General features: G+C 57.9%; 29 protein-coding genes. 8 read left to right on the top strand and 21 right to left on the bottom strand.

The window, feature by feature from the left end:
- Window positions 1-8 precede the first annotated feature (8 nt).
- The 12 genes from KUL77_RS05915 to KUL77_RS05860 all read right to left on the bottom strand — a co-directional run bounded on the left by KUL77_RS05915 (window position 9) and on the right by KUL77_RS05860 (window position 12,080).
- A complete protein-coding gene (locus KUL77_RS05915; protein ID WP_297144436.1) occupies window positions 9-854 on the bottom strand; it encodes a DUF4198 domain-containing protein in 846 nt (281 codons plus the stop codon).
- A 48-nt stretch (window positions 855-902) separates the two neighbouring features.
- On the bottom strand, window positions 903-1,412 hold the full coding sequence (locus KUL77_RS05910) for a DUF2271 domain-containing protein (RefSeq protein ID WP_297144434.1): 510 nt from the start codon (window positions 1,410-1,412) through the stop codon (window positions 903-905).
- 17 nt (window positions 1,413-1,429) lie between these two features.
- Window positions 1,430-2,065, bottom strand: coding sequence for a PepSY-associated TM helix domain-containing protein (locus KUL77_RS05905; protein ID WP_297144432.1), 636 nt, complete (start codon window positions 2,063-2,065; stop codon window positions 1,430-1,432).
- Window positions 2,065-4,434, bottom strand: coding sequence for a TonB-dependent receptor (locus tag KUL77_RS05900; protein ID WP_297144430.1), 2,370 nt, complete (start codon window positions 4,432-4,434; stop codon window positions 2,065-2,067). Before KUL77_RS05900 ends, KUL77_RS05905 begins: the two co-directional genes overlap by 1 nt.
- A gap of 152 nt (window positions 4,435-4,586) precedes the next feature.
- The gene (locus KUL77_RS05895; protein WP_297144428.1) at window positions 4,587-5,282 is read right to left on the bottom strand and encodes an MgtC/SapB family protein; all 696 of its coding nucleotides are present in this window, start codon (window positions 5,280-5,282) and stop codon (window positions 4,587-4,589) included.
- A 44-nt stretch (window positions 5,283-5,326) separates the two neighbouring features.
- Window positions 5,327-6,004 (bottom strand): Fe2+-dependent dioxygenase, encoded by a 678-nt coding sequence (locus KUL77_RS05890; RefSeq protein ID WP_297144426.1) that lies wholly within the window; start codon window positions 6,002-6,004, stop codon window positions 5,327-5,329.
- A gap of 48 nt (window positions 6,005-6,052) precedes the next feature.
- Window positions 6,053-8,347, bottom strand: coding sequence for a catecholate siderophore receptor Fiu (locus KUL77_RS05885; protein WP_297144406.1), 2,295 nt, complete (start codon window positions 8,345-8,347; stop codon window positions 6,053-6,055).
- A 191-nt stretch (window positions 8,348-8,538) separates the two neighbouring features.
- The gene (locus KUL77_RS05880; protein WP_297144405.1) at window positions 8,539-8,868 is read right to left on the bottom strand and encodes a non-heme iron oxygenase ferredoxin subunit; all 330 of its coding nucleotides are present in this window, start codon (window positions 8,866-8,868) and stop codon (window positions 8,539-8,541) included.
- Window positions 8,865-9,407 (bottom strand): GNAT family N-acetyltransferase, encoded by a 543-nt coding sequence (locus KUL77_RS05875; RefSeq protein WP_297144403.1) that lies wholly within the window; start codon window positions 9,405-9,407, stop codon window positions 8,865-8,867. Before KUL77_RS05875 ends, KUL77_RS05880 begins: the two co-directional genes overlap by 4 nt.
- 47 nt (window positions 9,408-9,454) lie before the next feature.
- Window positions 9,455-9,877 carry a barstar family protein gene (locus KUL77_RS05870; RefSeq protein ID WP_297144401.1) on the bottom strand — a complete coding sequence of 141 codons (423 nt, stop codon included), beginning with the start codon at window positions 9,875-9,877 and terminating at the stop codon, window positions 9,455-9,457.
- Window positions 9,874-10,314: a ribonuclease domain-containing protein gene (locus tag KUL77_RS05865; RefSeq protein ID WP_297144399.1), complete on the bottom strand. Its 441-nt coding sequence runs from the start codon at window positions 10,312-10,314 to the stop codon at window positions 9,874-9,876. Before KUL77_RS05865 ends, KUL77_RS05870 begins: the two co-directional genes overlap by 4 nt.
- Window positions 10,311-12,080: a M14 family metallopeptidase gene (locus KUL77_RS05860; RefSeq protein WP_297144397.1), complete on the bottom strand. Its 1,770-nt coding sequence runs from the start codon at window positions 12,078-12,080 to the stop codon at window positions 10,311-10,313. Before KUL77_RS05860 ends, KUL77_RS05865 begins: the two co-directional genes overlap by 4 nt.
- A 114-nt stretch (window positions 12,081-12,194) precedes the next feature.
- Here KUL77_RS05860 and KUL77_RS05855 point away from each other — a divergent pair, with 114 nt between their 5' ends.
- The 6 genes from KUL77_RS05855 (at window position 12,195) to KUL77_RS05830 (ending at window position 15,863) form a co-directional block, all read left to right on the top strand.
- Window positions 12,195-12,830, top strand: a complete 636-nt coding sequence (locus KUL77_RS05855; RefSeq protein ID WP_297144395.1) for a glutathione S-transferase family protein — start codon at window positions 12,195-12,197, stop codon at window positions 12,828-12,830.
- Entirely contained in the window at window positions 12,821-13,429 is a 609-nt protein-coding gene (locus tag KUL77_RS05850) for a rhomboid family intramembrane serine protease (RefSeq protein WP_297144393.1), read from the top strand. The genes KUL77_RS05855 and KUL77_RS05850 overlap by 10 nt, the downstream gene beginning before the upstream one ends.
- A 17-nt stretch (window positions 13,430-13,446) precedes the next feature.
- The gene (locus tag KUL77_RS05845; protein WP_297144391.1) at window positions 13,447-13,716 is read left to right on the top strand and encodes a GNAT family N-acetyltransferase; all 270 of its coding nucleotides are present in this window, start codon (window positions 13,447-13,449) and stop codon (window positions 13,714-13,716) included.
- A gap of 31 nt (window positions 13,717-13,747) precedes the next feature.
- Window positions 13,748-14,464, top strand: a complete 717-nt coding sequence (locus KUL77_RS05840) for a pseudouridine synthase (RefSeq protein ID WP_297144388.1) — start codon at window positions 13,748-13,750, stop codon at window positions 14,462-14,464.
- A gap of 223 nt (window positions 14,465-14,687) precedes the next feature.
- Window positions 14,688-14,897 carry a cold-shock protein gene (locus KUL77_RS05835; protein ID WP_297144385.1) on the top strand — a complete coding sequence of 70 codons (210 nt, stop codon included), beginning with the start codon at window positions 14,688-14,690 and terminating at the stop codon, window positions 14,895-14,897.
- A 123-nt stretch (window positions 14,898-15,020) separates the two neighbouring features.
- Window positions 15,021-15,863, top strand: a complete 843-nt coding sequence (locus KUL77_RS05830) for a DUF3298 and DUF4163 domain-containing protein (protein ID WP_297144384.1) — start codon at window positions 15,021-15,023, stop codon at window positions 15,861-15,863.
- Window positions 15,864-15,874: 11 nt separating this feature from the next.
- Here the strand turns inward: KUL77_RS05830 and KUL77_RS05825 are convergent, their stop codons facing one another.
- The 6 genes from KUL77_RS05825 to KUL77_RS05800 all read right to left on the bottom strand — a co-directional run bounded on the left by KUL77_RS05825 (window position 15,875) and on the right by KUL77_RS05800 (window position 20,762).
- The gene (locus KUL77_RS05825; RefSeq protein ID WP_297144510.1) at window positions 15,875-16,318 is read right to left on the bottom strand and encodes a ClpXP protease specificity-enhancing factor; all 444 of its coding nucleotides are present in this window, start codon (window positions 16,316-16,318) and stop codon (window positions 15,875-15,877) included.
- A gap of 40 nt (window positions 16,319-16,358) precedes the next feature.
- The gene (locus KUL77_RS05820) at window positions 16,359-16,994 is read right to left on the bottom strand and encodes a glutathione S-transferase N-terminal domain-containing protein (RefSeq protein ID WP_297144383.1); all 636 of its coding nucleotides are present in this window, start codon (window positions 16,992-16,994) and stop codon (window positions 16,359-16,361) included.
- 122 nt (window positions 16,995-17,116) lie between these two features.
- Window positions 17,117-17,860 (bottom strand): cytochrome c1, encoded by a 744-nt coding sequence (locus tag KUL77_RS05815; protein WP_297144381.1) that lies wholly within the window; start codon window positions 17,858-17,860, stop codon window positions 17,117-17,119.
- Window positions 17,853-19,136, bottom strand: coding sequence for a cytochrome bc complex cytochrome b subunit (locus KUL77_RS05810; protein WP_297144379.1), 1,284 nt, complete (start codon window positions 19,134-19,136; stop codon window positions 17,853-17,855). The genes KUL77_RS05815 and KUL77_RS05810 overlap by 8 nt, the downstream gene beginning before the upstream one ends.
- 3 nt (window positions 19,137-19,139) lie before the next feature.
- Window positions 19,140-19,736, bottom strand: coding sequence for a ubiquinol-cytochrome c reductase iron-sulfur subunit (gene petA, locus KUL77_RS05805; RefSeq protein ID WP_297144377.1), 597 nt, complete (start codon window positions 19,734-19,736; stop codon window positions 19,140-19,142).
- 90 nt (window positions 19,737-19,826) lie between these two features.
- Window positions 19,827-20,762, bottom strand: a complete 936-nt coding sequence (locus KUL77_RS05800; protein WP_297144375.1) for a transglycosylase SLT domain-containing protein — start codon at window positions 20,760-20,762, stop codon at window positions 19,827-19,829.
- A gap of 137 nt (window positions 20,763-20,899) precedes the next feature.
- Between KUL77_RS05800 and miaB the strand changes: the two genes are divergently transcribed.
- A complete protein-coding gene (gene miaB, locus KUL77_RS05795) occupies window positions 20,900-22,285 on the top strand; it encodes a tRNA (N6-isopentenyl adenosine(37)-C2)-methylthiotransferase MiaB (protein ID WP_297144373.1) in 1,386 nt (461 codons plus the stop codon).
- Between the two features lie 18 nt (window positions 22,286-22,303).
- On the opposite strand, the gene KUL77_RS05790 is transcribed toward miaB, so the two are convergent.
- Genes KUL77_RS05790 through KUL77_RS05780 form a run of 3 tightly spaced genes read right to left on the bottom strand, consistent with a single transcriptional unit; the run spans window position 22,304 to window position 23,788 of the window.
- Window positions 22,304-22,642, bottom strand: coding sequence for a DUF3301 domain-containing protein (locus tag KUL77_RS05790; RefSeq protein WP_297144371.1), 339 nt, complete (start codon window positions 22,640-22,642; stop codon window positions 22,304-22,306).
- Between the two features lie 4 nt (window positions 22,643-22,646).
- Window positions 22,647-23,522: a carboxylating nicotinate-nucleotide diphosphorylase gene (gene nadC, locus KUL77_RS05785; RefSeq protein ID WP_297144369.1), complete on the bottom strand. Its 876-nt coding sequence runs from the start codon at window positions 23,520-23,522 to the stop codon at window positions 22,647-22,649.
- Window positions 23,519-23,788: a Trm112 family protein gene (locus tag KUL77_RS05780; protein WP_297144367.1), complete on the bottom strand. Its 270-nt coding sequence runs from the start codon at window positions 23,786-23,788 to the stop codon at window positions 23,519-23,521. The genes nadC and KUL77_RS05780 overlap by 4 nt, the downstream gene beginning before the upstream one ends.
- 59 nt (window positions 23,789-23,847) lie before the next feature.
- Between KUL77_RS05780 and purE the strand changes: the two genes are divergently transcribed.
- The coding region (purE, locus tag KUL77_RS05775) for a 5-(carboxyamino)imidazole ribonucleotide mutase (protein WP_297144365.1) at window positions 23,848-24,236 on the top strand (389 nt) is incomplete at its 3' end.

The following is a 24,236-nucleotide window of genomic DNA, read 5'->3' as shown; positions in this document are numbered from 1 at the left end:
CAAGGGCGTTACTGCGGCAGCACTTCCAGCGTGGCCACATAGCTCAGACGGCGCTGCTTGGCCTGCGGAACGCTGGTGTTCTTGTCAGTGGTGGAGGCTTCTAGCCAGTACATTCCGGCTTCGGGCCATGTCACTTTGAAGCTGCCATCCGCGGCGGTGGTGACTTTGATTTCATCTTGCGCATTGCGGTAGCGGGTGCCGCCGCGAATGATTTCAACCTCCAACCCCGCGGCGGGCTTGCCGTCCACAAGAAGCTTGAAGCTGGCTTCTTCACCGGCGAACAGATCGTTGGGGTGGGTGATGGGGGCGAGCTCCAATCCTTTGCCCACCGGAGCGACGGTGCTGGGCGCGCCGTGGGTGACGAAGGTTTCTACACGTCCATTGCCTTCGGTTACCTGCACATTGAGCGCGTTGTTCGGAATTTTGGTGGCCAACTCCTCGGCCTTCACGCCGCGCAGAAAGCCGCCGGGAGGTGCCTTGCCGTCTTTTGCGGCTTTCGCTGCGGCGATGCTTTCCGGAGTATCCCAGCGTGCCGATAGGGCAGCGTTAACGTTGGCGATGCGGTAGGTACCGTCTTGCTTTAGCGGTACATCAAACACGCTGCGGTATTTGCCTGAGGCGGGGTTTTCGGGGCGGAATGTGCTGCCGTCGGGCGCGGTAATCGTGACGTTGTCCAGCTGCATGGCGAAATGATCGGGGTAGTAGAGCTGGTTTGAGATCGCAGCATCCACCGTGACCCATGCATTGTTGCCGGCCACCACGGTAGCGGAAGGAACCATCCATTGTTTATGCGCCATCGAGGTGAGTGGCAGCAGGCAGAGCGCGGCGGCAAGCGCAAGGGTAGTGCGTTTCATGGGTAATCCTTATTGACTAAAATTAGGTGGAGTACGTGTGTGCTGGGGTTAGCGCGCGGCTAAGGTAACGGTGCCTAGCTCGGTTTTGCCTTGGGCGCTGCCGCTGCTGGGTTTGCCCTTCCAATCGAAGGGGATTTTGAGTAACTCGCGCCCGCCTACTTCGCGCACGGTTTCCACTACAAGGGTGTAGTGACCGGCAGGAAGTTTGGCAAGCGCAGGGTGCTTTTCATCAAAACTAATGGCGTGTTTACCCACCGGGCGAGTAGGGCCGGTGATGCCGTCTACCGGCACTTTGAGTGTGCGGCCACTCTTGCGCCACCACTGCCGCAAGTCGGGCAGCCATTTGGTGCCGTGGCCTTCTTTGGTGTCTTTGTCTTGGTACCACACAGCGAGATTGGCAGCGGCTTTTCCATCGGCACCTTCCACCCAAATTGCGACATATGGGCGGTGGTATTCGGCCGCATTGATCCGTGGAATCTCAACGTTAAGTTTGAGGTCGGCCGCGTGCGCGGGGGCGAGGGCAAGGCCACTAAGAGCGAGTGTGAGAGTGAGGCGCATGGATGTGTTTTCGAAGGTTAGTGAATGAAAAGCAAAACCAGTAGCAACGGAATAAGCAGCCCCAGCCCAACTAAAGGCCAAGTGCTGCGACGTTGGCGGGCATGCAGCCACAGCAGAAACAGGCCGCTAACGGTGAACACAACGCAGGCGATGGCAAAGAGGTCGATAAACCAGCTCCACGCTGCGCCCGTGTTGCGGCCTTTGTGCAGATCATTGAGAAAGGCGATGGTGCCGCGGTCACTACGTTCGTATTCCAGCGCACCATCTTCTTTTTGAATGCTCAGCCACGCATCGCGGCCGGGGCCGGGCATGGACAGATACACCTCATCTTCCGACCACTCGGCATCACGCTGTGCGGCATTGATGCCGTGTTGTTTAAGCAGCCATGCCGTCACCGGAGCAGGCAACGGCGCGTTACCTTCGCGGGGCGTAGTGAGTGAGCTCAGCATGGCCGGTGGGAGCGTGCCTTGGATATGCACGACAGTAGGTTTGGCCTCGATCTGCCCGGCGTGGTTGAGGGTAATTCCCGTCACGGCAAAAAGCAGCGTGCCGATCAAGCACACGGCGGCGCTGATCCAATGCCATTGGTGCAGCGTGCGCAGCCAATAGCCGCGCTGCTGCCGATTGCTAGGAGCCGTGGGAGATGCAGACATTAGAACTGCCAGTTTACACTGAGCCAAAGATTTCGCGCTTTGTCCTTGTTGTTATAGTCGTCGAGATAGCTGGGGGTGTAGCTGCCGTCGGCGGCTTGCGTCCATGCGGTTTCAAAACTGGTGAAATCACGGTTGAGCAGGTTATTGATACGCGCACTGACGCTGAGCGTTTCATTGAAACGATATTGCGCGCCAAGGTGCAGCACGCTATAGCCCTTGTAGTCGCTACGTGCGTTATTGATGAGACCACGGTAGCGCTTGGAGCGCGCCTCTCCAATAATCTGCAGGTTGAACGCTTCCGTTAGCGCCCAGTTCAAACTGGCATTGGCCATATGGCGCGCGCTATTGGTAAGTGGAAGGCCTTTCTGCGCACCGCTGAGCTGTTCGCTATCGGTATAGGTGTAATTCGCACGCAGCGCCAGCGCATTTGTAATGCCCCATTGCCCGGCTACTTCCACACCTTGGATCAAAACTTTGTCGATATTGATATTTTGCGCATACGTGGTGTAGCCCAGTTGCGCGTAATCGCCAAGGTTGGCGCAGGGGCGCACACCGCCGGTTTGTGTGCAATTGAGATTGCTTTCGCCGCGCGCGATCTTGTCGTTGAAGTCGTTGCGGAACACGGTGATGTTGAAGTTGTGGGCATCGTCGGCCGCCACCCAGTACAAGGCCAGCTCACTATTGACGCTGGTCTCTGGCTTGAGGTCAGGGTTGCCTACGAAGGGGCTGGTGCCTTGGCCGCCGAAGCCAGTGATGCCGTCGTAAAGATCGGTTGTTTTGGGTGTTTTATAGCCGGTGCTCACGCCGCCTTTTAACGTCCACGTATCAGACACAGTCCACACGGCGTAAGCACGCGGGCTGAGCTGGCTACCAAATAGATTGTGCTGATCGTGACGCAGGCCAAAGGTGATAGTAAGCGGGGCGATGGGGGTCCAGCTGTCTTCGGCAAATAGCGACCACATACGGTGCGCTTGCGCTGCGCCACCTTGCCCACCGTGCTCCATTCCGAAGACGCTATCTTCTAGCTCGCCGTTGATCGCTTGGCCGCCGACGATAAAACGATGACGGTCACCCGCATCGATATCGAGCTTGGCGTCCAATGTGTACTGGCGGCTTTCCATGGTGCGCTTGGGGCGCGGCAGGAAGGTAGCCACTGCTAGCTGCTGGCGTTCTTCGCGGGTTTTGCCTGCGTAGGCACCGCTGCTGCAGACGGCTGCGTTATTGCAGTACATGTCCTTGAACAGCAGGCGTTCGGTTACCGAAAACGGCAGGGTACGGCCGTGATTGCCGGTGTCTATGTGCGAGAGCACGATGGTGCTTTCGCCAAAACTCCACTGGCCTTGGTGGCTTAGTGACCACTGGTCGCGGGTGAATTTTTGGTCGGCGGCATAGCCTACGCGTGGGTCTTTGCGCCAGATCCCGCCCAAGCCGTCGGAGGTGCCAAGCGGATAGGTTTCCGTACCCAGGTTATTGATGTACGGCGTGTTGTCGTAGGTTTGGCGCGAAATGTCGTAATCAAACACCACGCTTTGCTGCGCGGTGGGCGTCCAGCTTAGGGTGATGCCCGCACTTTTATTGGTGTTATCGACAGTTTTGCCGCCGCTGCCAAAGCCAAGCGAACGCTCAAACACGGTGCCGTCGGGGGCCGTAATTGTTTCGTATTCCGGAGTGGATGCATCGCGCTGATACCACGAGCCGCGCAGCACGAGGCCGAGCTTGTCTTCCACCAGCGGGCCCATTAGGGCGAAGTCGAGTGTGCTATCGCTGCCGAAATCGCTGTTCTGTTGCAAGCTATGGCCTGCCGTCACCGAGCCGCGCCAGCGGTTAGCCACTTTGCGGGTGATGATATTGATGACGCCGCCCAGCGCATCAGCGCCATACAAGGTAGAGGCAGGGCCACGGATCACTTCGATGCGGTCGATCATATCCAACGGCGGAATATGGTTGAACTGGTTACCGCCGAAGGCATTGGGGTAGATATCACCGTGGTTATTCTGGCGTTTACCATCAACCAGAATCAGCGTGTAGTCCGGCCCCATTCCGCGCATGGAAATGGTTTTTTGCCCGGTTTTATCGGAGGTTTCGCCCACATCCACGCCTTCAAGATCGCGCACTGCGTCAATCAGTGTCAGGTAGGGGCGGGTGGTGAGCTCTTCGCGGGTGATTACGCTGATGCTGGCCGGTGCATCGGTAATCTTTTGCTCGAAACCGGTGGCGGTTACAACAACTGCATCGAGTGTTTTTGCCGCCGACGGGTCTGCAGCAGGGCCAGTTTGTGCGAAAGCCGGGAGGGCAAGAAGTGCGATAAGAGCTAGAGCGATCGGCGTGCGTTGCAGGTTGCGATGGTGGAAGCTCATGGGGGTCAACATGGGGGAGTGTGGGGAAAGAGGCCGCACTTATCGGTGCGCATGCGGTAGGTCACCGCTTGATGCGCGCATGATAATGAGACTGATTCGCAAATGCAATAAAAATGAAGAAAATTTTCACACTGCTGAATGCGTGAAAGAATTCCCTACACGGCTTAGCTCAAGCGCGCCTGCCCGGTGAGCTCTACCGCAGTAATGCCGGGCATGTGCCGAAGGGCATCAGCCTTGGCGAGCATCGCCGCATGAGAAAGCGGCGGGTCGCACAGCACTTCCATCAGATGCTCGCCTTGGTCGCTGCGCTGAAGAGTGATTACGGATACCTCTAGCCCTACCTTAGTAACGGCGCTTTCGATCTCATTAAGAGAGGTGCCTTCGGCAAGATGCAGCAGCAGACGGTTATTGCGAAAGTTTCGCCGCAGGTAGCGCCGTTCTAATGGCTTGAGCGCGGCCAAGATGATCCAGAGCAAAACGGTGGCCATCGCGGCGGCGAGATACAGGCCCGCGCCAGATGCCAGCCCCACCGAGGCCACCGCCCAAAGGCCTGCGGCGGTAGTTAGGCCGCGAATGACTTGTTCGCGCTGCATAAAAAGGATGGTGCCAGCACCGAGAAAGCCAATACCGCTGACGACCTGCGCGGCGATGCGGGAAGGGTCAAGATTGACGTTTGGATGACCCAAAATATCGGAGAAGCCAAACGCCGATACCAAAATGGCCAGCGCCGAGCCGACGCTCACCAGCATATGTGTGCGCAGCCCAGCGGCCCATTCGTGACGCTCACGGTTAATGCCGATTACGGCGCCGAGCAGGGCCGCTAGAACAAGGCGCAGCCCCATTTCCCACCATGGAATCATTCCGCAGCTCCGCACGTCGATAGAAGACTGTGCGGAGCCTGTTATTAGGTTTCCGCCCAGCGCCTGAGTAGGTTGTGATAAACGCCGGTGAGTTGCAAGACTGCGCCTGCATCGGCTTGGGTGGCGCGTAGCTGCTCGATGGAACTATCCATTTCAAACAATAAGCGGCGCTGGCTGTCATCACGCACCATGCTTTGCACCCAGAAGAATGAAGCCACGCGCGCGCCGCGTGTGACCGGCGTGACGCGATGCAGACTGCTGGAGGGGTACACAATGGCGTCTCCAGCGGGTAGTTTTACCTCGTGTTCGCCATAGGTATCACTGACGATCAGCGCGCCACCGTCGTATTCGTCCGGATCGGCAAGGAATAGGGTGCAAGACACGTCCGAACGTATATGCTGCTCATTGCCAGCACGCATCACTGCGCCATCCACATGAAAGCCGTATTCGCCGCCATTGGCGTAACGGTTGAAGCGCGGCGTGAGGGTTTTAAGCGGTAATGCGGCGGCAAAGTACAGCGGGTTGCGCGCTAACGCAGCCAACACGATGTGCGCCAGTTCAGCACGTACCGGCGAAGCATCGGGAAGCTGTTCATTACGTTTGACCTGCGCACCAAGCGTGCCGACGGTTTCTCGGCCGTCGGTCCACGCTGTTGCATCAAGTGTGCGGCGCAGGTGTTCTAGCTCACTTGGGGTGAGCACATTGGGAATATGAAGAAGCACGGTCTAGCTCCAAAGATGGCGCGGCGGCATGCACCGCGCCATTGAAGGTTAAAAACGAATATCGGCGCTCAGTAAAAAGGTGCGCGGCGTGCCTGGCGTATAGCGGTAGCCGCTCTTGTTGATTGATGCGATATACGCCTTGTTGAACAGGTTGTAGCCATTCAAGCGCAGGGTAAGATGCTCATTGATCGGGTAAGACAGCAGCGCATCCCAGACGGTATAGGATTTCGTTAGCACTGGCGTGCCAACAGCCCCATCTCTGCCACGGTGTAGTGCGCCGGTATAGCGCGCACCGCCGCCGATGCTCAGCCCGCCGGGGAGGGTATAGGTACTCCACAGAGTGGCCGCATCGTTGGGCGTATAGGTCAGGCTGGTGCTGCCATCGGCCGACACCAAGCTGCCTGCCTCAACTTCGGTATCAAGATGGCTGAGCCCTGCAGAAAGCGTCCAATGCTCACTCAGGCTACCTACGGCGGATATTTCCACCCCTTTCACCGACTTACGCCCGGTCTGCACATAGCTGCCGGTGGTGGTGGGGTCGGGGGCGATCTCATTGCTCACCGTGGTGTCGAACAGCGCAAAGTTCAGTGCTAACGCATCACCCAGCAGGCTCCATTTGCTACCAAGTTCTAGCGTGCGTGCTTTTTGCGGTTCAAACTTGGGGTTATTGGCATTGCTAGCCGAGCTATTGAGCTCTAGCGAAGCACCGCCAGGCGGTTGCTGCGAGATCGCCCAGTTGGCGTACAGGCTGTGTTTATCGCCGAATTTATACAACGCGCCCAACTTGCCATTGATGAGCGTGTCTTTGGATTCAAGCTCTGGAATAGCAATAACACTACCGGCTGGCAAGCTGCCGCAGGCCGGGCCGCGCCCGCCGCAAAGCGATGCACTATTAAATGTGGTGCGGTAGCGATCGGCGCGCAAACCGGCGGTCACCAATAGATGCTCACCAAATTTCAGCGTATCGAAGGCATAGAGCGAAGCGGTTTGCGTACGCCCGTGGCTGTACGTACCGTTATGCGCCCAGCTCAAACCGGTGGCATTCCAGTCTGGGGCATAGAGGTTGGCAGGTGACCAGCTGCTGCCATTGGTGGCAGCAAGTGGATAGGAGTCGAGCGTTTCCCGCGATAGTTCTAAGCCTGTACTGATGAAGTGCAGCACGGAGCCGGTGTTGGCATCCATGCGCACATTGAACTGGTTGGTCAGAATGCGGTTTTGCTGATCCTTGAAGGTGGGAATGCTGCGCTTGAGCGTATAGCTGGAAGGATCGCTGGGGTTGGTCTTGGTGATATTGCCCGACGTGCTCATAAACGCCGTTAGCAAATAGTCTTGGTCGGTACTGCCCCAGCGCAGGGTATTGCTGAGTGTTACATGCTCGCTGATATCGTGTTCAAGCCGCAGCGTTGCCATTTTCGCGGTGACATCGTCGTGATCGGCGCGCGTCCCATAGAAGTTAGAAGGGTTGACCGGCTTGCCCACCAAGGCTTCCAGCCCCGGCTGCGGGCTCCAGCCCGGCAGGCCAATGGTGGGGACAAAACCGTCCGGCACATTGTCTTGTTTGACGTAAAGCAAGTTCAGCCAAACGCGCGTCGCACCATTCAAACCTAGGCCCAGCGAGGGCGCAAAACCAATTCGGCTATTGTTGACGTGATCACGGCCAACGACATCACTGTCTTGCCACATTGCGTTCAAGCGCAGTGCTGCGTTTTCACCCAAGCGCGTGTTCCAATCGGCGCTGGCGCGGCGCTGCCGATCAATACCAAGAGCAGCCGTCGCACTCGCTGCTGCATTCAAGTTAGCCTGTTTGCTGACTAAGTTGATGGCACCTGTCGGCGCGCTACGGCCAGTATCGGTGCTTGCCGGGCCTTTCACCACTTCAATCTGTTCGATATTGAAGGTATCGCGTGAGATCGAGCCGAGGTCGCGCACGCCGTCCACAAAAATACTGCTGGATGTGTCGAAACCGCGCATATACAGCGCGTCGCCGGTGCTGGTATTGCCGTTTTCACCAGCATAAAAGGTGCCCACACCCGCACTATTGCGCAGCGCCTCGGTGAGCGTGGTAGCGCCCTGTTGCTTGATCAGGTCTTCGCCGATCACTTGGATCGTCTGCGGCGTGTCTTGCAGTGTTTGGGTGAATTTAGGCGAGGTGACGAAATTATGCAGGCCGTGCACTTCGACCTTATCGAGCGTGGCGGCTGTTTTCTTGGCGTCGTCTGCGCCGGGTGTATCTGCCGCATGGGCGGCGGGAACGGCGAGTGCCAGCGCGGTGGTCAATGTGGTGGAAAGAAGACGGGCATGCGCCTGTGGCGCAGCGTGTTTGCGAGATTGGATATGAGTCATAGGGGCACACAAGATCGGCCACCCGCTAGGAGGGGATGGGCTTAAGAAGTGAATGGAAACCGGGCGGCGGACGTTGCTACGCGTTCCACACTAGCTAGGTGCTGAAAATACTAATAGCACTGATTCTTGTTTGCAATTACTTTCTTATGAAACCTATGAATGCGCTAATGTCGTGATGTCAAGGTTCGGCCTCAGCGATCGTCGCGGGTATAGACCTTACCGTCTTCCACTTTAACGGGGAACTTGGCCACCGGCTCATACGCGGGCGCGCACAGTGCGGTACCTTCGCGCACGTCAAACTTCGCCCCATGCAGCACGCACTCAACTTGCCCGGAACCGGCATCAAAATGCCCGGCAGAGAGTTCAAAGTCTTCGTGCGTGCATTGGTCTTCCAGCGCGTAAAACATGCCATCAAGATTGAATACGGCAATCGGTGTGCCGGTGGTGTCGTCGAACGCCACTTTCATTTCGCCCGGCAATAGTTCAAGCGTGGTGCAGACAAAAGTCCATGTCTCGCTCATGCGGCGGTCTCCATAGGCAGGGGTTTTTCGAGCAGTTCAAAACGCAGGTCATCGCGCTTGGGCTGGCCAAAGCGTTCATCACCGTAAGGGAAGGGTTTGTAAATGCCGGTGCGGCGGTAGCCCCGGCGTTCGTAAAAAGCGATCAGCGTATCGCGCAGGTCAATCACCTGCATGCGCATGCACGGAAGCTGCCATTCGGTGCGGGCAATGCGTTCGCATTCGCTGAGCAGCTGTTTGCCAATACCGCCACCCTGCAGGCCCGGTTGTACGGCAAACATGCCGAAATAGCCTGCACCGTCTTCTTCGGCTACATGCGCGCAGGCGAGCAGCGCACCGGCGCGTTCGGCCAACAGTACGCGGCTGCGCGGGCGGGAAAGGTCGGTGGCGAGTACGTCGGGGTCGATGCGGTTGCCGTCCAAGATGTCGGCTTCGGTGGTCCAGCCTGCGCGGCTGGTGTCACCACGATAGGCCGAAGTGACCAGTGCCACGAGGGCGGGAATATCGGCCGCAACCGCATTACGAAAGGTGAGATCTGCCATGCGGGTATGCTAGCGCGAGATGCATGAACGCATCGAATGCAAAACCACTAAGCAGCATCGGGAAGCAGCAAAAAAGCCCAAAACGGTGTGTTTTGCAGCTGCCAGTAGATGGCTGCTTCATCCAAAATATCAAGCAGTAGTTCAAAGCTGGCAGGATCGGCCTCTTTGAACTCAGCCGCTTGCGAAAAGATCAACACATAGCCTGCTTGCGGTGATAGCCACGACAGGTCACGTAGTTGATCGGCCAGTGCATCCCAATTGTGGCCTTGCGGCTGCGGTGTTTCCAATGCCGCAGCGATGCGTTGTAACAGTGTCGTTTTGTTTGTGCAGTGCGCAAGTGCAATATGCAGCGTCCGCAGCGGCGACTGCGAGGCAATGAGTTCAATTCCGGCGAAGTCGTCATTGACCAGAAAAAAGACGCCCGCTTGTTGTGGGTCGGTGAGTGCGTTGCTGAAGTCATCGCTACTCATGGCGCGGGTCCTTTGACGTCAAACGCACGAAAGCTGCGGTAGTGGTCTTCTGTGTAAAACCATTCGCGCGGTGGGTTGCCGCCGGTCACAATCCGCCGCGCGCCACGGTGGTTCAGCCCTGGCGTATCCACCGTGTATTCGCGATACCATCCACGCGGCTGCGGCGGTAGCTGGCGTTCAAAATTACCAAACGTGCTGCCGTCTTGCCGGTGCGGAAACGGGCCTCCGCGCTGGATCAGTGTGATCGTGGTATGCGCTTCGGGCGGAAGAAAGCTGGGGAGTGCGCCCGTCGTTGCCGGGGCATTGTCGGTACGCTCCGGCGCGGAGGATGTTGCTGGGTTTGTGCTGGCGGGAGTGGGGGCTTTCCAATGCTGCCAGCCCACCACCAGCGCAATGGCAAGGAGTACCCGAAGCCAAGGAAATGCGCGCCCGATCATTGTGGAATGCGGTCAGTGCGTAACACCGGATAGCGGTTGTAGCGTGTATCCCAAGCCGGGTGGCGGCGTTCGAAGAAATTGAGTCGCGCCATCGGGTTCTTGGCGAAGGCGGGGTCGTCTTTGAGCTTCTTTTCAAACTCTGCTTTAAGCGCGGGGTCTTTCGCCAGCATCAGTCGCGCCTGTTCTTCGGCGACATAGCCTTCCATATATTCTTTGCGTTCAAAACTATTGTTGAACTCGCCCCATGCGGCCAGTGAGTCGGGGGCTTGCGGTTCAAGAATCGCCATCACTAGGCGCGCTTTGGCCTGTGCAATGGGGACGAAGAGCGCGCCTGCGCCCAGCGTTGCGGTGTTTGTTTTCCATGCGCCGGTGAGGGTGGTGCGCTGGTGGCCTTCTGTGGGGGCTGAAGCAAATTTCACTGTCTCGGCATTGAAGCTTTCAACCGTCGCCTGAGCAAGCGGCTGTGCCAGCGTTTGAAATTGAATGCCGTGTTCGCGCAGTTTGCTGCCCACCCATGCCGCGTATTCGCTAGGTACGAGGTAGCCGCCTTGCGGCGCGGTCACGGTAAGTGCGGGCACGATGGTGTCGCGCAGCGGTAGCATCCACAGCTGCGGGGTGCGCTCGTCGTACACAGTCATGGTGCCACCAGACACCGTCGATGGCGTGCGAGTATAGGCATAACCCTGGAAAGGGATGATGCGTTTTTCTTCGGTGGTGGTGTAATCCAGCGCCACCGGCTGGCCACCCAACTGGGCGGCGCGGGCGTCGGCGGCAAACTCAGCGCTGCGCCATTGCGGGCCGTGCTCGGCCACCAGCTCCAAGACATCTAAAACCGCGTTATAGGTGCTGCGCACACGCTCGGGGTAGGTACGCCAAGAATGGGTTTCGATCAGCATCACCAGCCGGTTACGCAGCGGAAAATAGCCGCTGGAAAAACGCGGCGGGTAGGCAGTTTCGGTAAAGCCTGAGGCGGGGTTGTCGTATTCGTTAAAGCTGGGGTAAAAGCCCACCGGCAGCGAGCCTTGCGCGGTGAGTTTGTCGAGGATGCCGGTTTTGAGCGCTTGCCCCGCCGTGCGCAGCTCGGCATCGCCTACGTTTACTGGGTCGCCGGTAATGGAAATGTCGTGACGGAATTTGGCCCCATCAGTAACGTGTAGATCGAGCGTGACCACCGGGTCCCACTGGTTGACCAATGCCAGCATGGCCTGCATTTCTGGTGCGTCGGCTTTTACATAATCACGGTTGAGGTTGTAGCGCTGCGCGGTGACGCGAAAGCCCATTTCCTCTGGGCCGCGCTGGTTGGGGCGGTTCCATGCTTTGAAGTTTTCATGCCCATCCACATTGAACACCGGCACAAACAGCAGTACCTGCTTATCAAGCACGCCCTTGCCCGACTTGCCCTGCAGCAAGTCGCGCACTAAGCCAAAGCCAGCATCCTTGCCATCGATCTCGCCCGCGTGGATGCCGCCCTGTGCCAGCACCACCGGAATGCCCTTGGCTTGCGCCTCTTCTGCGCTAAGTGCCCCCGTGGTGGACACCGCCAGCGCCTTCATCGGCCGCCCCTGTGGGCTCACGCCAAACTCAAAACAGCGCACAGCCTTGGGGAAGGCCTTTTGATACGCATCGCACAGCGCGATCACTTCGTCATAGCGCCCGGTCTGTTTGTAACCACTGCGCTCAGCTTGGGTGCTGAGGTCGGGTTTTGCGGCATTTACTGTAGCGGGTAGGGCAGTGAGCAGGGCAAGAGCAAGCAGGCAGCGGCGCATCGATTCTCTCCAAACGAATAGGCGGATGTTAGCGCAGGGACGCGCTGCGGCCTATGTCACATGCGGCAGAAATGAAATATGCGAACATGGCGCGTTTGTTTCATTGAGGTGAGTATGTCCACGATTTTGTACTACGCCCCCGGTTCCGCCAGTTTTTTAGTGCACTGGTTGATGATTGAATTTGCGATGCCGTATGAGTTGCGGCTGGTTGATTTCGATAGCAATGCGCAGAAGTCCCCGGAGTATTTGGCGCTCAACCCCAATGGCGTAGTGCCCACGCTGGTGGTGGATGGCAAGGCCTACCACGAGGCCCCGGCGTTGGCGCTGTGGCTGGCCGAGCGTCACCCGCAGGCAGGGCTTGCGCCTGCACTGGATGACCCACGACGGATGGCATTTTTGCAGTGGATGTTTGATCTGGCTAACGAAGTGCAGCCACTGATGCGTGGCTGGTGGTTCCCCGATGCATTGGCAGGTGAGGCGCAGCGCGAAGCGGCGAAAGCACAGTGTGAAAAACGCGCCGCCCAGCACTGGCAGCGTATTGATGCGCACTTGGCCGCACACGGCCCGTATCTATTGGGTGATGCGCCCAGTGTGCCGGACTTCTTCCTTGTCTTGCTGATGCGCATTGGCCGCAAGATGGCCACCCCCGCCACCCACTTCCCGCATCTAGCTGCGCTGGCGACGAAGATGAAGGCGCGCCCCTCCTTTTCACAACTCTATGCAGCAGAAGGGCTGAGCGAATGGGCCTGAGTTTGACGCTCATCATTACCGCGCTGACGGTCTTCATTAGCTGGCGCGCATTTAACGATCAGCGCCTATTGAGCCGCTTGATCCTCTGGCCGCCCGCAATCGCGCGCAACCGTCAGTACGAGCGCCTGCTGACCTACGGCTTCGTCCACGCCGACTGGACGCACCTCTTGTTCAATATGATCACATTCTGGTCATTTGGCAGCGTGGTAGAACGTGTGTTTGCGGGCTGGATCGGCCCGCTCGGTTTCATACTGTTTTATCTGTCCGCGATCGTGGTTTCGATCTTGCCGACCTATCTGAAACACCAGCGCGATCCGAATTACCGCAGCCTCGGCGCCAGTGGCGGAGTCTCGGCGGTGCTGTTTGCCAGCATCTTGTTTGACCCGTGGAGCAAGCTGATTATTTTCCCCATCCCAGTGCCTATTCCGGCCTTTCTATTTGCCGTGCTCTACGTGGGCTATAGCATCTGGATGGACCGGCGCGGCTACGACAACGTCAACCACAGCGCGCACCTGTGGGGCGCAGCCTACGGCGTGCTGTTTACCGTGTTGCTTGAGCCTGCGGTCGTGGGGCATTTCACCCAGCACCTATTCGGTTAATTTTGAAGGAGACCTTGATGGATATTTCGCACAATCTTGCCGAACACCGCTTTCAGACCGAAGTTGACGGCGTGCTGGCCTATGTTGAATATGTCCCGGTTGCGGGCGGCTTCACCATTACCCATACCATCGTGCCCAAGGCGATTGGCGGGCGCGGTATCGCCGGTGCACTGGTGAAGGCTGCGCTGGAGTACGCGCAGACGCAGAACTTTAAGGTGGTACCAGAATGCGAATACGCCGATGTCTGGATGAAGCGCCACCCCGAATTTGACGCGCTGCGGGCGTGATTCAGCTGAACCTCGGTAAAATGGCAAAACTATGCGCCTAAACCGACACATCGCCGATACCGGCTTTACCTCTCGCCGTGAGGCAGATCGTTTAATTGCTGAAGGACGGGTCACCGTCAACGGCCTGCGCGCCCGCGTGGGCGCAGAACTGGGCGAGGGCGATGACGTCCGTATCGACGGAAACAAGCTGGAGGCGCGCTTAGCCGCCAAGGGCAAGCGTCGGCATACCTATATCGTGTTGCACAAGCCGGTGGGCATCACCTGCACCACCGACACGGAAGTGAAAGGCAATATCGTGGACTTCGTGGGGCACCAGCAGCGCATTTTCCCAATTGGGCGGCTGGATAAGGATTCTGAAGGTCTCATTCTGCTTACCAGCAATGGCGATATCGTGAACCGCATTTTGCGTGCGGAAAATAAGCTGGAAAAAGAATATTTGGTTGCGGTCAATCACGCCGTTACCGATGAGTTTTTACGCGCGATGGCGCGTGGCGGCGTGCCGGTGCATGGCGAAGCCACCTTGCCATGCAAGACCGGAAAGCTAGGTAAATTCGGCTTTCGCATCGTATTGACGCAGGGTCTGAACCGGCAGATCCGCCTGATGGCGGCGCATTTTGGCTACCGCGTTAAACAGCTGTACCGCGCTCGTATTGGTAACGTTAAATTAGGCCATTTGAAGCCCGGCCAATGGCGGAATTTGACCGATGCCGAGTTACGCGGCTTGCTGCCCGATCATGCCGATTGGTAGGCAAAAACGCCCGTCTGAAAAAAAACTTTGCAAGAATGCACATTTATCCTCAAAAACAGGTTAATGTGCCTCCACTGTTTCAAGCGGGATCACGGTACATCGTGACCCGATGCGGTAGATCTAAGGGATCCGCTCATCGTGTGCGTTACCACTTGCTCGACAGTCGCGGCCGGTTTCCCCGGTTCGTGTTTACATTTTCAACTGTTCTTCAGGAGTAACAAACATGTCGGATCGTCAGACCGGTACCGTTAAGTGGTTCAATGATGCCAAGGGCTTCGGGTTCATCACCCCGGAATCCGGCCCGGACGTTTTCGTCCACTTCCGTTCCATCATGGGCAACGGCTTCAAGTCGCTGCAGGAAGGCCAGAAGGTCTCCTTCAAGGTTGTGCAGGGCCAGAAGGGCCTGCAGGCCGACGAAGTGCAGCCGATGTAATTCGGCCGCGCATCGCGCACTTCAAAACCCGGCTTCGGCCGGGTTTTGTTTTGGGCGGCATTCATACAATTCTTATAATGTGAATGCGACACTCATACACCTTACACGTAGCGGTGCTTCTCCATGTTTCGGCAACCAGTCCTTCCCTCGTTGATCATGCTTGCAGCGCTTGCGCTGGCTGGGTGTGAACACGAGCAAGGCCCGCAACCGCCAGAAGCGATTGGCCCAGCTGCACCCACGGTAGCGCAGCCAGAGGCAGCGCCAGTAGAGACTGCACCCGATCTGCGTGATGTGATTGAAACAACGCCTAGCTACATCGTAGGCATTAGCTACCCTAAAGCTGCAGCCCAATACCCGGCACTTGCACTTGCACTGCACGCCTATGCAGAGGCCGCACGTAAAGATTTAATGCAGGCGGTGGCAGGGCTTAAGAATGCAAAGCCTACGATGCCCTACGACTTAAGCCTGCAGTTTTCAACCCTCGTTGAAACGCCGCGGGTAGTTGCTGTTGCGGCAGAAGGTAGCAGCTATACCGGAGGTGCGCACGGCATGCCACTGGTCGAGCGCTTTATTTGGTTGCCGCAGCAGCAGCAAATGCTGGCTGCCGAACAGCTCATTCCGGATTCGCAAAACTGGAAACCGGTGACGGCCTATGTGCGCGAACAACTGATGACGCGGCTGTCTCAGGACATTGACGCCGACGATGAACTCAGCCCAGACGACCGCGCCCAACAGTTGCGCAATAGCAGCCACATGATCGACGAAGGGACAACGCCCGAAGTACGGAATTTCTCGCGCTTCGAGCCGGTGATGAACGCCGATGGCAGCATTCGTGCGCTGCGCTTCGTGTTTCCACCGTATCAGGTGGGGCCGTATTCAGATGGCACCCAAACTGTGGACGTCCCCGCTAAATTGCTGCGCCCCTTGGTGGCGGCAGACTATCGCGATCTATTTCGCGCAGAGTAGGGCGTAACGCGTTATTTGATCACGCGCAGATGGTTGCCGCGTTTGGGCGGTGTGGGCGGCTGTGGCTCGTCTTGCGGCTTGGTAGATGCCGCGTTATCGGATGTGTCTTCAAGCACCGCTTCGGCCGCTTCTTCGGCGGCGGGGTGTTGATCCATGGGTAGTGCCATGCCTTGCCCAGTCTCGCGCGCATACACGGCGATGACAGCTTCAAGCGGAACGCGAACGCTTTGGCTAACGCCGCCAAAACGTGCAGAAAAGGTGATGGCATCGTTGCCCATTTGCAGGTGGCCCACCGCACGATCGGCGATATTGAGCACCACTTGGCCATCTTTAACCGTATGCGCTGGCACACGTACACCGGAGACAGAGGCGTTCACCAGTATGTGGGGCGTCATCCCGTTATCCACGATCCACTCGTACAGCGCACGCAGCAAATAGGGCCGCTGGCTGGTCATCGGCGGCATTACGGGTTCACCCATCTTTCTTATCTTCTCGTTACAGCGTTAATTCACGCAGCTTCTTTTCTTGATCGGTCAGGCTGCGCACAAAACCAGGGTTACGGAAAATACGATTGCCGTATTCCTCGATCACCTTACCATCTTTTGGAAGTGAAACACCCAATGCTTCTAAACGCCAGATAATCGGTGCCATCGCGCAATCGGCTAGGCTCATTTCTGGGTTCAAGAAGAACTTGTATGCCTTGAACAGCGGGATCGACTGCGCCAGCAGTTCTTTTAGGCGCTTGCGCCCAGCTTCGGCCTGCTGCTTATTGCCCATTTGAATGGCCTGTACCTGCGGCACCCAGTCGTGCTCGATGCGCAGCATGGCGAGGCGTAGGCGGGCGCGGGAAAGCGGTTCCACCGGCATCAGCGGCGGATGCGGATAACGCTCGTCTAAGTATTCGCTTACCACACTTGCGGCATACAGCACTAAATCGCGCTCTACCAGGGTAGGCACCGAGTGGTAAGGGTTGAGGTCGATTAAATCTTCGGGCGGGTTTTGTGGATCAACCGCGACGAAATCGTACGTAACCCCCTTGGCGGCAAGCACCAAGCGGACGCGGTGACAAAGTACATCATCGACAGCAGAAAACAGGGTCAGGGCATTACGCATGCGAGGACTCACAGCCATCATCAAGGACTACTCCTGCACCCAGCCGCGCTAGGTGCTCCCCTGCTGCCCGCAGGATGCGGGCAGCCACCAAGTTTCGTTCCTTACGGCGCGCGTCCCTGCCCCTAGCGCCGCAATTTGAATCAGTGTACGTCGCGCCAGAACTCGCGCTTGAGCAGCCAAGCCATGAACGTGAAGAACACCAAGAACAAGATCGCCCACACGCCTACATTCTGACGCTTCAGCGCAACCGGCTCACCGGCGTACTCCAAGAAGGCAGTGATATCACGCACGGTTTGGTCGTACTGCTTGGCATTTTGCGTCCCCGGCTGGCTAATGGTGAAGCCTTCCACCGGCAGTTCGCCAGCTTCGTTCTTCTTGCCTAGCACCGGCTGCTGCACGCCCTGCAGCTCCCATAGTGGGTTCGGCATGGAGACGTTGGCAAACAGCGTGTTATTCCAACCCACCGGGCGGCTTTCGTCCAGATAGAACGACTTCAGGTAGGTGTAGATCCAATCGCTGCCGCGCACGCGTGCGATCAAGCTCAGATCCGGTGGCGCTTTACCAAAGGCCGCAACGCCCATCGCTGGGGTCATGGCCGAGGTGACGTGATCGCCAATCTTGCCGCCGCTGAAGTTGAGGTTGTTCATTACCTCGTCTTCGGTAAGGCCGAGATCCTGCGAAATGCTGGCATAGCGCACGTATTTCAGCGAATGGCAGCCGCTGCAGTAGTTCATAAACAGGGCGGCACCTCGCTGCAGCGAAGCCTTGTCGTTCAGATCGACACCCGACTGCTGCAGGTTGCCACCTTCGCTTGCGAAGGCGGAGGCTGACAGGAGCAGGCCTGCGGCAAATACCGCTACACGGGAAAATAAGTTCTTAGTCATGCATCGTCACCCGTTCCGGCACCGGCTTGGTCTTGTCCAATTTGGACCAGACCGGCATGGTGATGAAGAAAGCGAAGTAAAGGAAGGTCAATACGCGGCCAATGATGGCTTCTACTGGGTCCGTACCCGGGCCACCACCGATCTTAGCCAGCCAGACGAAGCTGACCACGAACACCATCAGCATCACCCAGCTCAGCGGGCCACGGTAGCGGTACGACTTCACCGGCGACTTATCCAGCCACGGCACAAGGAACAGCATCACGATGGCGCCGAACATCACCAACACGCCCCACAGCTTGATCCCAAAGAACGAGGGGATCACGCGCAGCATGGCGTAGTAGGGGGTGAAGTACCACACCGGTTTGATGTGCGACGGCGTCACCAGCGGGTTGGCTTCGGTGAAGTTGTCGTGTTCCAAGAACCAGCCACCAAAGGTGGGGGCGAAGAAGATGATAAATGCCGCGATCATCAGGAAGCAGCCGACAAAGAAGAGATCCTTGACGGTGTAGTACGGGTGGAACGGAATGCCGTCGGCCGGGGCCTTTTCAGACCAGCGATTGCCCTTAGGACCCTTCTTGATTTCTACGCCGTCGGGGTTGTTTGAACCCACTTCGTGCAGGGCGAAGATATGCAGCACCACCAGCAACAACAGCACCAAGGGCATCGCGATAACGTGCAGCGCGAAGAAGCGGTTCAGCGTTGCATCACCGGGGTTGTAATCGCCCATGATCCATTCAGTGAGGCCAGTGCCAATCACTGGAATCGCACCGAACAGTGAAATGATGACCTTGGCACCCCAATAGGACATCTGGCCCCACGGCAGCACGTAGCCCATGAAGGCTTCGGCCATCAGTACCAGATAGATCACCATGCCCAGCAGCCACACCAACTCGCGCGGCTTGCGGTAACTGCCGTACATCAGCCCGCGGAACATATGCAGGTAGATCACGACAAAGAACAACGAGGCGCCGGTGCTGTGCATGTAGCGAATCAGCCAGCCCCATTCCACATCACGCATGATGTATTCCACCGAGCTGAACGCTTCCGTTGCGCTCGGTTTGAAGTGCATGGTGAGGAAGATACCGGTCAAAATCTGGTTAACCAACACCACGATCGACAGCACGCCGAAGATGTACCAGATATTGAAGTTTTTCGGAGCGTAGTACTCGCTCATGTGCTTGCGGTACACCGGCATCATGCCGGGCGCGCGCGCGTTTACCCAATCCATCACCCCATTGGCGACGGTGCAGGCGGTTTCAGTGATCTTGTTCGCCATGATTTACGCAGCTCCCTTCGGGTCAACGCCAATCACCAGCGTGTTGTCGTCTTGGAAGAAGTACGGCGGCACCGGCAGGTTGAGCGGTGCGGGCTGTGACTTATATACGCGGCCCGAAATGTCGTATCGCGACTTATGGCAAGGGCAGAAGTAGCCGCCTTTCCAGTTCGGGTCAAACGGCTGCGGCTTGATTTCCGCGTGCAGTTCGGGGGCGCAGCCCAAATGGGTACATACGCCGATGAGCACCAAAATCTCGGGTTTCACCGAGCGGTTCTCGTTTTTCGCATAGGTGGGCTGCACCGAGGCGTCCGACTTGGGGTCGGCGACCAGCGCATCCATCTGCGGCAAAATATCGAGCATCGCTTTAGAGCGCTTAGCGATAAAAATTGGCTGACCGCGCCAATTGATCACCAATTGCTGCCCCTCTTCCAGCGAGCTGATGTCTTGGGTTACCGGGGCCCCCGCAAAACGCGCACGCGCGCTTGGGCTCCAGGATTTAATGAACGGCACCGCCGCGAAACCGGCACCTACCGCACCCACCACCGTAGTGGATGCCGTAAGGAATCGACGCCGGCCGCTGTTGACCTCTTCGTTGGCCATCCCGCACTCCGAATCTAAAGAATCTGAACTAGCTCGCGGCCACAGGCAAACGCCATAAACCGCGAAAGATGGGGAAGTGTAACGGAATGCTTAACGTGCCGACAATCCATTTCGTAACGGAGATGCCATCGGATTGAGTGCACCCCGATAGCGATCGGCCAAAACGGCCACCCGTTGCACATAGCGCTGGGTTTCGCTGTAGGGGGGGACTCCGCCGTATTTATCTACCGCACCTTCTCCCGCGTTATAGCCTGCTGCCGCCAGCGTCAGGTTGCCGTTGAAGCGTTTGAGCAGCCAGGCTAAATACTTCACGCCACCACGAATGTTCTGTGTGGCATCAAATGCATTACTCACCCCGAACCGGCTAGCCGTGCCGGGCATCAGCTGCATCAGTCCCTGCGCTCCAGCGCGGGAAAGGGCCATGGGGTTATACGACGATTCGGCATGGATAATGGCGCGAACGATGGCTTCTTCAACGCCATGCTCCTTCGCCGCCGTGCGGATTTCATCTTGATACGCGGTGGTGTTGAGGCGCAGGCTGCCGAAATTAACCCCCGGCAGCGCGCCGCAGGCATAGCAGCGCTCGATATAACTGTACTGAATGGTTCGAACCGAGGATGCGGGCAGCCCCGCAGGACGCACGCTGGTGTAATTGCGTACCCCGTTTTTATCCACAAACGCATACACTTGGCCGCGCATCACGCGTGGGCCTTGGGTGGCCATAGGGGCGGGCAGTGGGGCAAGTGATACCGGCGTCTTGGGCTTGGTATCTACTTGGGTATCAGGTTTAGCGCTCGGCGCAGGAACAGCGGCCAAGACGGGGGCGGGCGCTGTGCTGACTGGGCGTTTCGTGGCGTGTGCGCGGGTGGGCGTGTAGCTGCTCACCTTTTTACAGCGCGTGCCGGAAAGGCGTTTGCTGGTGTAACTGGTTACTCCGTCGGCGTTTTCGCAGCGATAGATATACCCTGCGATAGCCGGAAACGCTAACGCAGACAGCAAAACGGCGGCGGCAATCCTCCCAAACATGCCGGGCAGTCTCCCGCGTTCCCCGCACGATGGCAAGCCTTTGATTTTTCATATGGATGTGCAAGAACGCGCATTTGCCGTCTAAAATTGCTTTTTTCACCCGGCCCGGATTACCCAACCGCGCCCCGGAGCACGCCATGACAGACTTACATCCTTTGCCCTCCTTGCCGGAGGCGCGCGCCAGCAACCCGAACGCCAAAAAGTTCTACATCCAAACGCACGGCTGCCAAATGAACGAGTACGACTCGTCGCGCATGGCCGATCTGCTGGTGGCCGAGGAGGGGATGGAGGAGACACGCGACTTCGAAGAAGCCGATGTCATCATCATCAATACCTGCTCCATTCGCGAGAAGGCGCAGGAGAAGGTGTTTAGCCAGCTGGGACGGTGGAAGCATCTAAAGAAAGAAGATCGCCCGGTGATTATTGGCGTGGCCGGTTGCGTGGCCTCTCAAGAAGGCGCTGCCATTCTAGACCGCGCGCCGTATGTTGATTTGGTGTTTGGCCCGCAAACACTGCATCGACTGCCGGACATGATCCATCAGCGTGAGGCCAGTGGCCAACCACAGGTGGATATTAGTTTTCCTGAAATTGAGAAGTTCGACCGCCTGCCGGAGCCGCGCGCCGAAGGGCCAACCGCCTTCGTGTCGATCATGGAAGGCTGCTCGAAGTATTGCTCGTACTGCGTGGTGCCCTATACCCGTGGTGAAGAAATGAGCCGCCCGTTTGAAAGTGTGCTCACCGAAGTGGCGGAGCTGGCGGCGCAAGGCGTGCGCGAAATTAATTTGCTGGGGCAGAACGTCAACGCCTACCGTGGGCCTTTGGGCGACAGCGGAGAAACGGCGGATTTAGCCTTGCTGATTCGCGCGATTGCAGAAATTGACGGCATTGGCCGCATTCGTTTCACCACCTCGCACCCGCTGGAGTTCTCTGATTCGCTGATCGAGGCCTATCGCGATGTGCCTAAGCTTGCCAACTTCTTGCATCTACCGGTACAGGCAGGCAGTGACCGTATTTTGTCGGCAATGAAACGCGGCTATACCGCGCTGGAGTTCAAGCAGAAGATCCGCAAGTTGCGCGCGGTGCGGCCGGATATTTCAATTTCGTCAGACTTCATCGTGGGCTTCCCCGGCGAAACGGCGGTGGATTTTGAAAAGACCATGAAGCTGATTCAAGACGTTGGCTTCGACCAGAGTTTCTCGTTTATCTTCTCGCGTCGCCCCGGTACGCCTGCTGCGGATCTGGAAGACACCACCAGTATGGAAGAAAAACACGCACGCTTAGACCGCCTGCAAAAACATATCAGCGCGCACGCAGCAACGATCTCGCAGGCGATGGTGGGCACCGTGCAAAAGGTGTTGGTGGAAGGCCCGTCCAAGAAAGACCCGAACGAGCTCACTGGCAAGACCGAAAATATGCGTTCGGTGAACTTTGCCGGCCACCCGCGCTTGGTGGGGCAGTTTGTGGATGTGGCCATCACCGAAGCGCTAACGAACTCGTTGCGCGGGCGCGTGGTGACAGACTAAGGCCGCACGCGGTGCTGCTTAGAGCTGTGGGAACTGGCTGACCACAGCTTGAGCGGCGCGAGTAGGCCCACTAAACGCGACCAATTTTCCGCCCAGCAGCACCACTTTTCCGATATGCCGGTCGTGGCCGTCTTCGGAGTATTCAAAACGAAAACTGCGCTCCAGCCCCAGCCAGCCGTCTGGCTTGCGGCGAATGCGCATGCCTGAGGCGTGTACGGATTGGTCCAGCCACTGCACACCCGCGGCATAGCAGGCGTCGCGACCGATCTCAGTGGCGCGCTCGGCGGCGGCGCGGGCTGCGGTGAAAAAGAAAAAGCCAGCGGTACCGATGATCATCAATATAAGCAGAGGGTGCATGGCATCAGTCTGCGTGAGGGGGCGGGCCAAGCTTGAGCGAGAAATCAATGGCGTGCACGTGCTTGGTTAACGCGCCAATCGAAATATAGTCCACGCCATCTTCGGCGATACCGCGCAGCGTAGAAAGGTCCACGCTGCCCGAGGCTTCTAGCGGGATACCGCCTAGGTACGGCGCGCTCTTGGCCATACGCACGGCTTCGCGGCGCATGGCAGGCGTAAAGTCGTCGATCAAAATGCGCGTGCAGCCGGTTTCTAACGCTGCGGCGAGCTCCTGCAGTGTTTCCACTTCCACGATGAGGGGCAAGGTGGGGTAGTGCGCTCGCGCCTGTTCAATCGCAGCTGCAACGGAGCCTGCAACGCGGATATGGTTTTCTTTCAACATCACGGCGTCATACAGCGCCATGCGGTGATTGCAGCCGCCGCCCGCGCGCACCGCGTATTTTTGCGCTTGTCGCAACCCCGGTAGGGTTTTGCGTGTATCCAAAATATTGGCGCCGGTGCCGCGTACCGCATCAACATAGCGTGCGGTGGTGGTTGCGGTGCCGGAAAGTGTTTGTAAGAAGTTGAGTGATGTGCGTTCGGCGCTCACTAAAGCGCGGCTGCGGCCTTCTAGCGTTGCAATGACGCTCCCTTTACGCAGCGTGTCGCCTTCTGCGCAGCGCCAGTCGATGCGTACATTTGGATCCAGTGCGCGGTGGGTCGCATCAAACCATGGCCGCCCGGCAACGACGCAATCTTCCTTGCAGAGCAGGTAGGCGGTTTCGGGCGCGTCTTGTAGTAACGAAGCCGTAGCATCACCGGGGCCAAGATCCTCGGCCAGTGCAGCGGCCACGTTCGCCGCAATGACTTCCGCTGGCGGCGGTAGCAGGTTCAGGCTCATGTCGCAGGAAAGCCCTCGATCTGTGATGTCGCGATGCTGTCTTCCACGAGCAGCACTGGAATGCCGTCATCTAGACGGTAAATCGTTTTGCGGTCGCGGGTGATCAGCGCTTCGCGCATGCTGTCACGCTGTGGGCTGCCGTCGCCGCGCACGACGCTGCTACCTGTAATGGCACGATTAAGCGCCTCTAGCCCGGCGGCATCGAGCAGGGCCAACGGCTGGCGGGTAGCGGGGCAAATGAGAATATCGAGTAGCTTGCGATCCATAAGACAGGCAAGAATTGACGGGGGCCGTTAGAATACGTCTTTAGCGACCGGAAACCTTCATGTCTGCTACAAATAATGCAAAGCCGCTGGTAGGAATCGTGATGGGCTCGCGCTCCGATTGGGAGACGATGCAGCACGCCACGCAAAAATTAGACGCATTGGGCGTGCCGCACGAAGTACGCGTGGTTTCGGCCCACCGCACGCCTGATGTGCTGTTTGACTATGCCGCAACCGCAGCCGAACACGGCCTGCGTGCCATTATTGCCGGAGCTGGCGGGGCCGCGCACTTGCCGGGAATGCTGGCGTCTAAAACCGCCGTACCGGTGCTGGGCGTGCCGGTGCAGAGTAAAGCGCTCAACGGCATGGATTCGTTATTGTCTATCGTGCAGATGCCTGCAGGCATTCCGGTGGCCACCTTCGCCATTGGTAATGCCGGCGCGGCTAACGC

Origin of the sequence: Thermomonas sp. (assembly GCF_019104945.1) — a bacterium.
Classification (GTDB): Bacteria; Pseudomonadota; Gammaproteobacteria; order Xanthomonadales; family Xanthomonadaceae; genus Thermomonas.
The sequence above is the reverse complement of the archived record's forward strand: the minus strand, read 5'-3'. Positions and strand labels throughout refer to the sequence as shown.

What these genes read in the sequence shown, in the direction of transcription:
- KUL77_RS05915 (WP_297144436.1), bottom strand. Translation starts at nt 854, where the DNA reads ATGAAACGCACTACCCTTGCGCTTGCCGCCGCGCTCTGCCTGCTGCCA.
- KUL77_RS05910 (WP_297144434.1), bottom strand. Translation starts at nt 1,412, where the DNA reads ATGCGCCTCACTCTCACACTCGCTCTTAGTGGCCTTGCCCTCGCCCCC.
- KUL77_RS05905 (WP_297144432.1), bottom strand. Translation starts at nt 2,065, where the DNA reads ATGTCTGCATCTCCCACGGCTCCTAGCAATCGGCAGCAGCGCGGCTAT.
- KUL77_RS05900 (WP_297144430.1), bottom strand. Translation starts at nt 4,434, where the DNA reads ATGTTGACCCCCATGAGCTTCCACCATCGCAACCTGCAACGCACGCCG.
- KUL77_RS05895 (WP_297144428.1), bottom strand. Translation starts at nt 5,282, where the DNA reads ATGATTCCATGGTGGGAAATGGGGCTGCGCCTTGTTCTAGCGGCCCTG.
- KUL77_RS05885 (WP_297144406.1), bottom strand. Translation starts at nt 8,347, where the DNA reads ATGACTCATATCCAATCTCGCAAACACGCTGCGCCACAGGCGCATGCC.
- KUL77_RS05880 (WP_297144405.1), bottom strand. Translation starts at nt 8,868, where the DNA reads ATGAGCGAGACATGGACTTTTGTCTGCACCACGCTTGAACTATTGCCG.
- KUL77_RS05875 (WP_297144403.1), bottom strand. Translation starts at nt 9,407, where the DNA reads ATGGCAGATCTCACCTTTCGTAATGCGGTTGCGGCCGATATTCCCGCC.
- KUL77_RS05870 (WP_297144401.1), bottom strand. Translation starts at nt 9,877, where the DNA reads ATGAGTAGCGATGACTTCAGCAACGCACTCACCGACCCACAACAAGCG.
- KUL77_RS05865 (WP_297144399.1), bottom strand. Translation starts at nt 10,314, where the DNA reads ATGATCGGGCGCGCATTTCCTTGGCTTCGGGTACTCCTTGCCATTGCG.
- KUL77_RS05860 (WP_297144397.1), bottom strand. Translation starts at nt 12,080, where the DNA reads ATGCGCCGCTGCCTGCTTGCTCTTGCCCTGCTCACTGCCCTACCCGCT.
- KUL77_RS05855 (WP_297144395.1), top strand. Translation starts at nt 12,195, where the DNA reads ATGTCCACGATTTTGTACTACGCCCCCGGTTCCGCCAGTTTTTTAGTG.
- KUL77_RS05850 (WP_297144393.1), top strand. Translation starts at nt 12,821, where the DNA reads ATGGGCCTGAGTTTGACGCTCATCATTACCGCGCTGACGGTCTTCATT.
- KUL77_RS05845 (WP_297144391.1), top strand. Translation starts at nt 13,447, where the DNA reads ATGGATATTTCGCACAATCTTGCCGAACACCGCTTTCAGACCGAAGTT.
- KUL77_RS05840 (WP_297144388.1), top strand. Translation starts at nt 13,748, where the DNA reads ATGCGCCTAAACCGACACATCGCCGATACCGGCTTTACCTCTCGCCGT.
- KUL77_RS05835 (WP_297144385.1), top strand. Translation starts at nt 14,688, where the DNA reads ATGTCGGATCGTCAGACCGGTACCGTTAAGTGGTTCAATGATGCCAAG.
- KUL77_RS05830 (WP_297144384.1), top strand. Translation starts at nt 15,021, where the DNA reads ATGTTTCGGCAACCAGTCCTTCCCTCGTTGATCATGCTTGCAGCGCTT.
- KUL77_RS05825 (WP_297144510.1), bottom strand. Translation starts at nt 16,318, where the DNA reads ATGACCAGCCAGCGGCCCTATTTGCTGCGTGCGCTGTACGAGTGGATC.
- KUL77_RS05820 (WP_297144383.1), bottom strand. Translation starts at nt 16,994, where the DNA reads ATGGCTGTGAGTCCTCGCATGCGTAATGCCCTGACCCTGTTTTCTGCT.
- KUL77_RS05815 (WP_297144381.1), bottom strand. Translation starts at nt 17,860, where the DNA reads ATGACTAAGAACTTATTTTCCCGTGTAGCGGTATTTGCCGCAGGCCTG.
- KUL77_RS05810 (WP_297144379.1), bottom strand. Translation starts at nt 19,136, where the DNA reads ATGGCGAACAAGATCACTGAAACCGCCTGCACCGTCGCCAATGGGGTG.
- petA (WP_297144377.1), bottom strand. Translation starts at nt 19,736, where the DNA reads ATGGCCAACGAAGAGGTCAACAGCGGCCGGCGTCGATTCCTTACGGCA.
- KUL77_RS05800 (WP_297144375.1), bottom strand. Translation starts at nt 20,762, where the DNA reads ATGTTTGGGAGGATTGCCGCCGCCGTTTTGCTGTCTGCGTTAGCGTTT.
- miaB (WP_297144373.1), top strand. Translation starts at nt 20,900, where the DNA reads ATGACAGACTTACATCCTTTGCCCTCCTTGCCGGAGGCGCGCGCCAGC.
- KUL77_RS05790 (WP_297144371.1), bottom strand. Translation starts at nt 22,642, where the DNA reads ATGCACCCTCTGCTTATATTGATGATCATCGGTACCGCTGGCTTTTTC.
- nadC (WP_297144369.1), bottom strand. Translation starts at nt 23,522, where the DNA reads ATGAGCCTGAACCTGCTACCGCCGCCAGCGGAAGTCATTGCGGCGAAC.
- KUL77_RS05780 (WP_297144367.1), bottom strand. Translation starts at nt 23,788, where the DNA reads ATGGATCGCAAGCTACTCGATATTCTCATTTGCCCCGCTACCCGCCAG.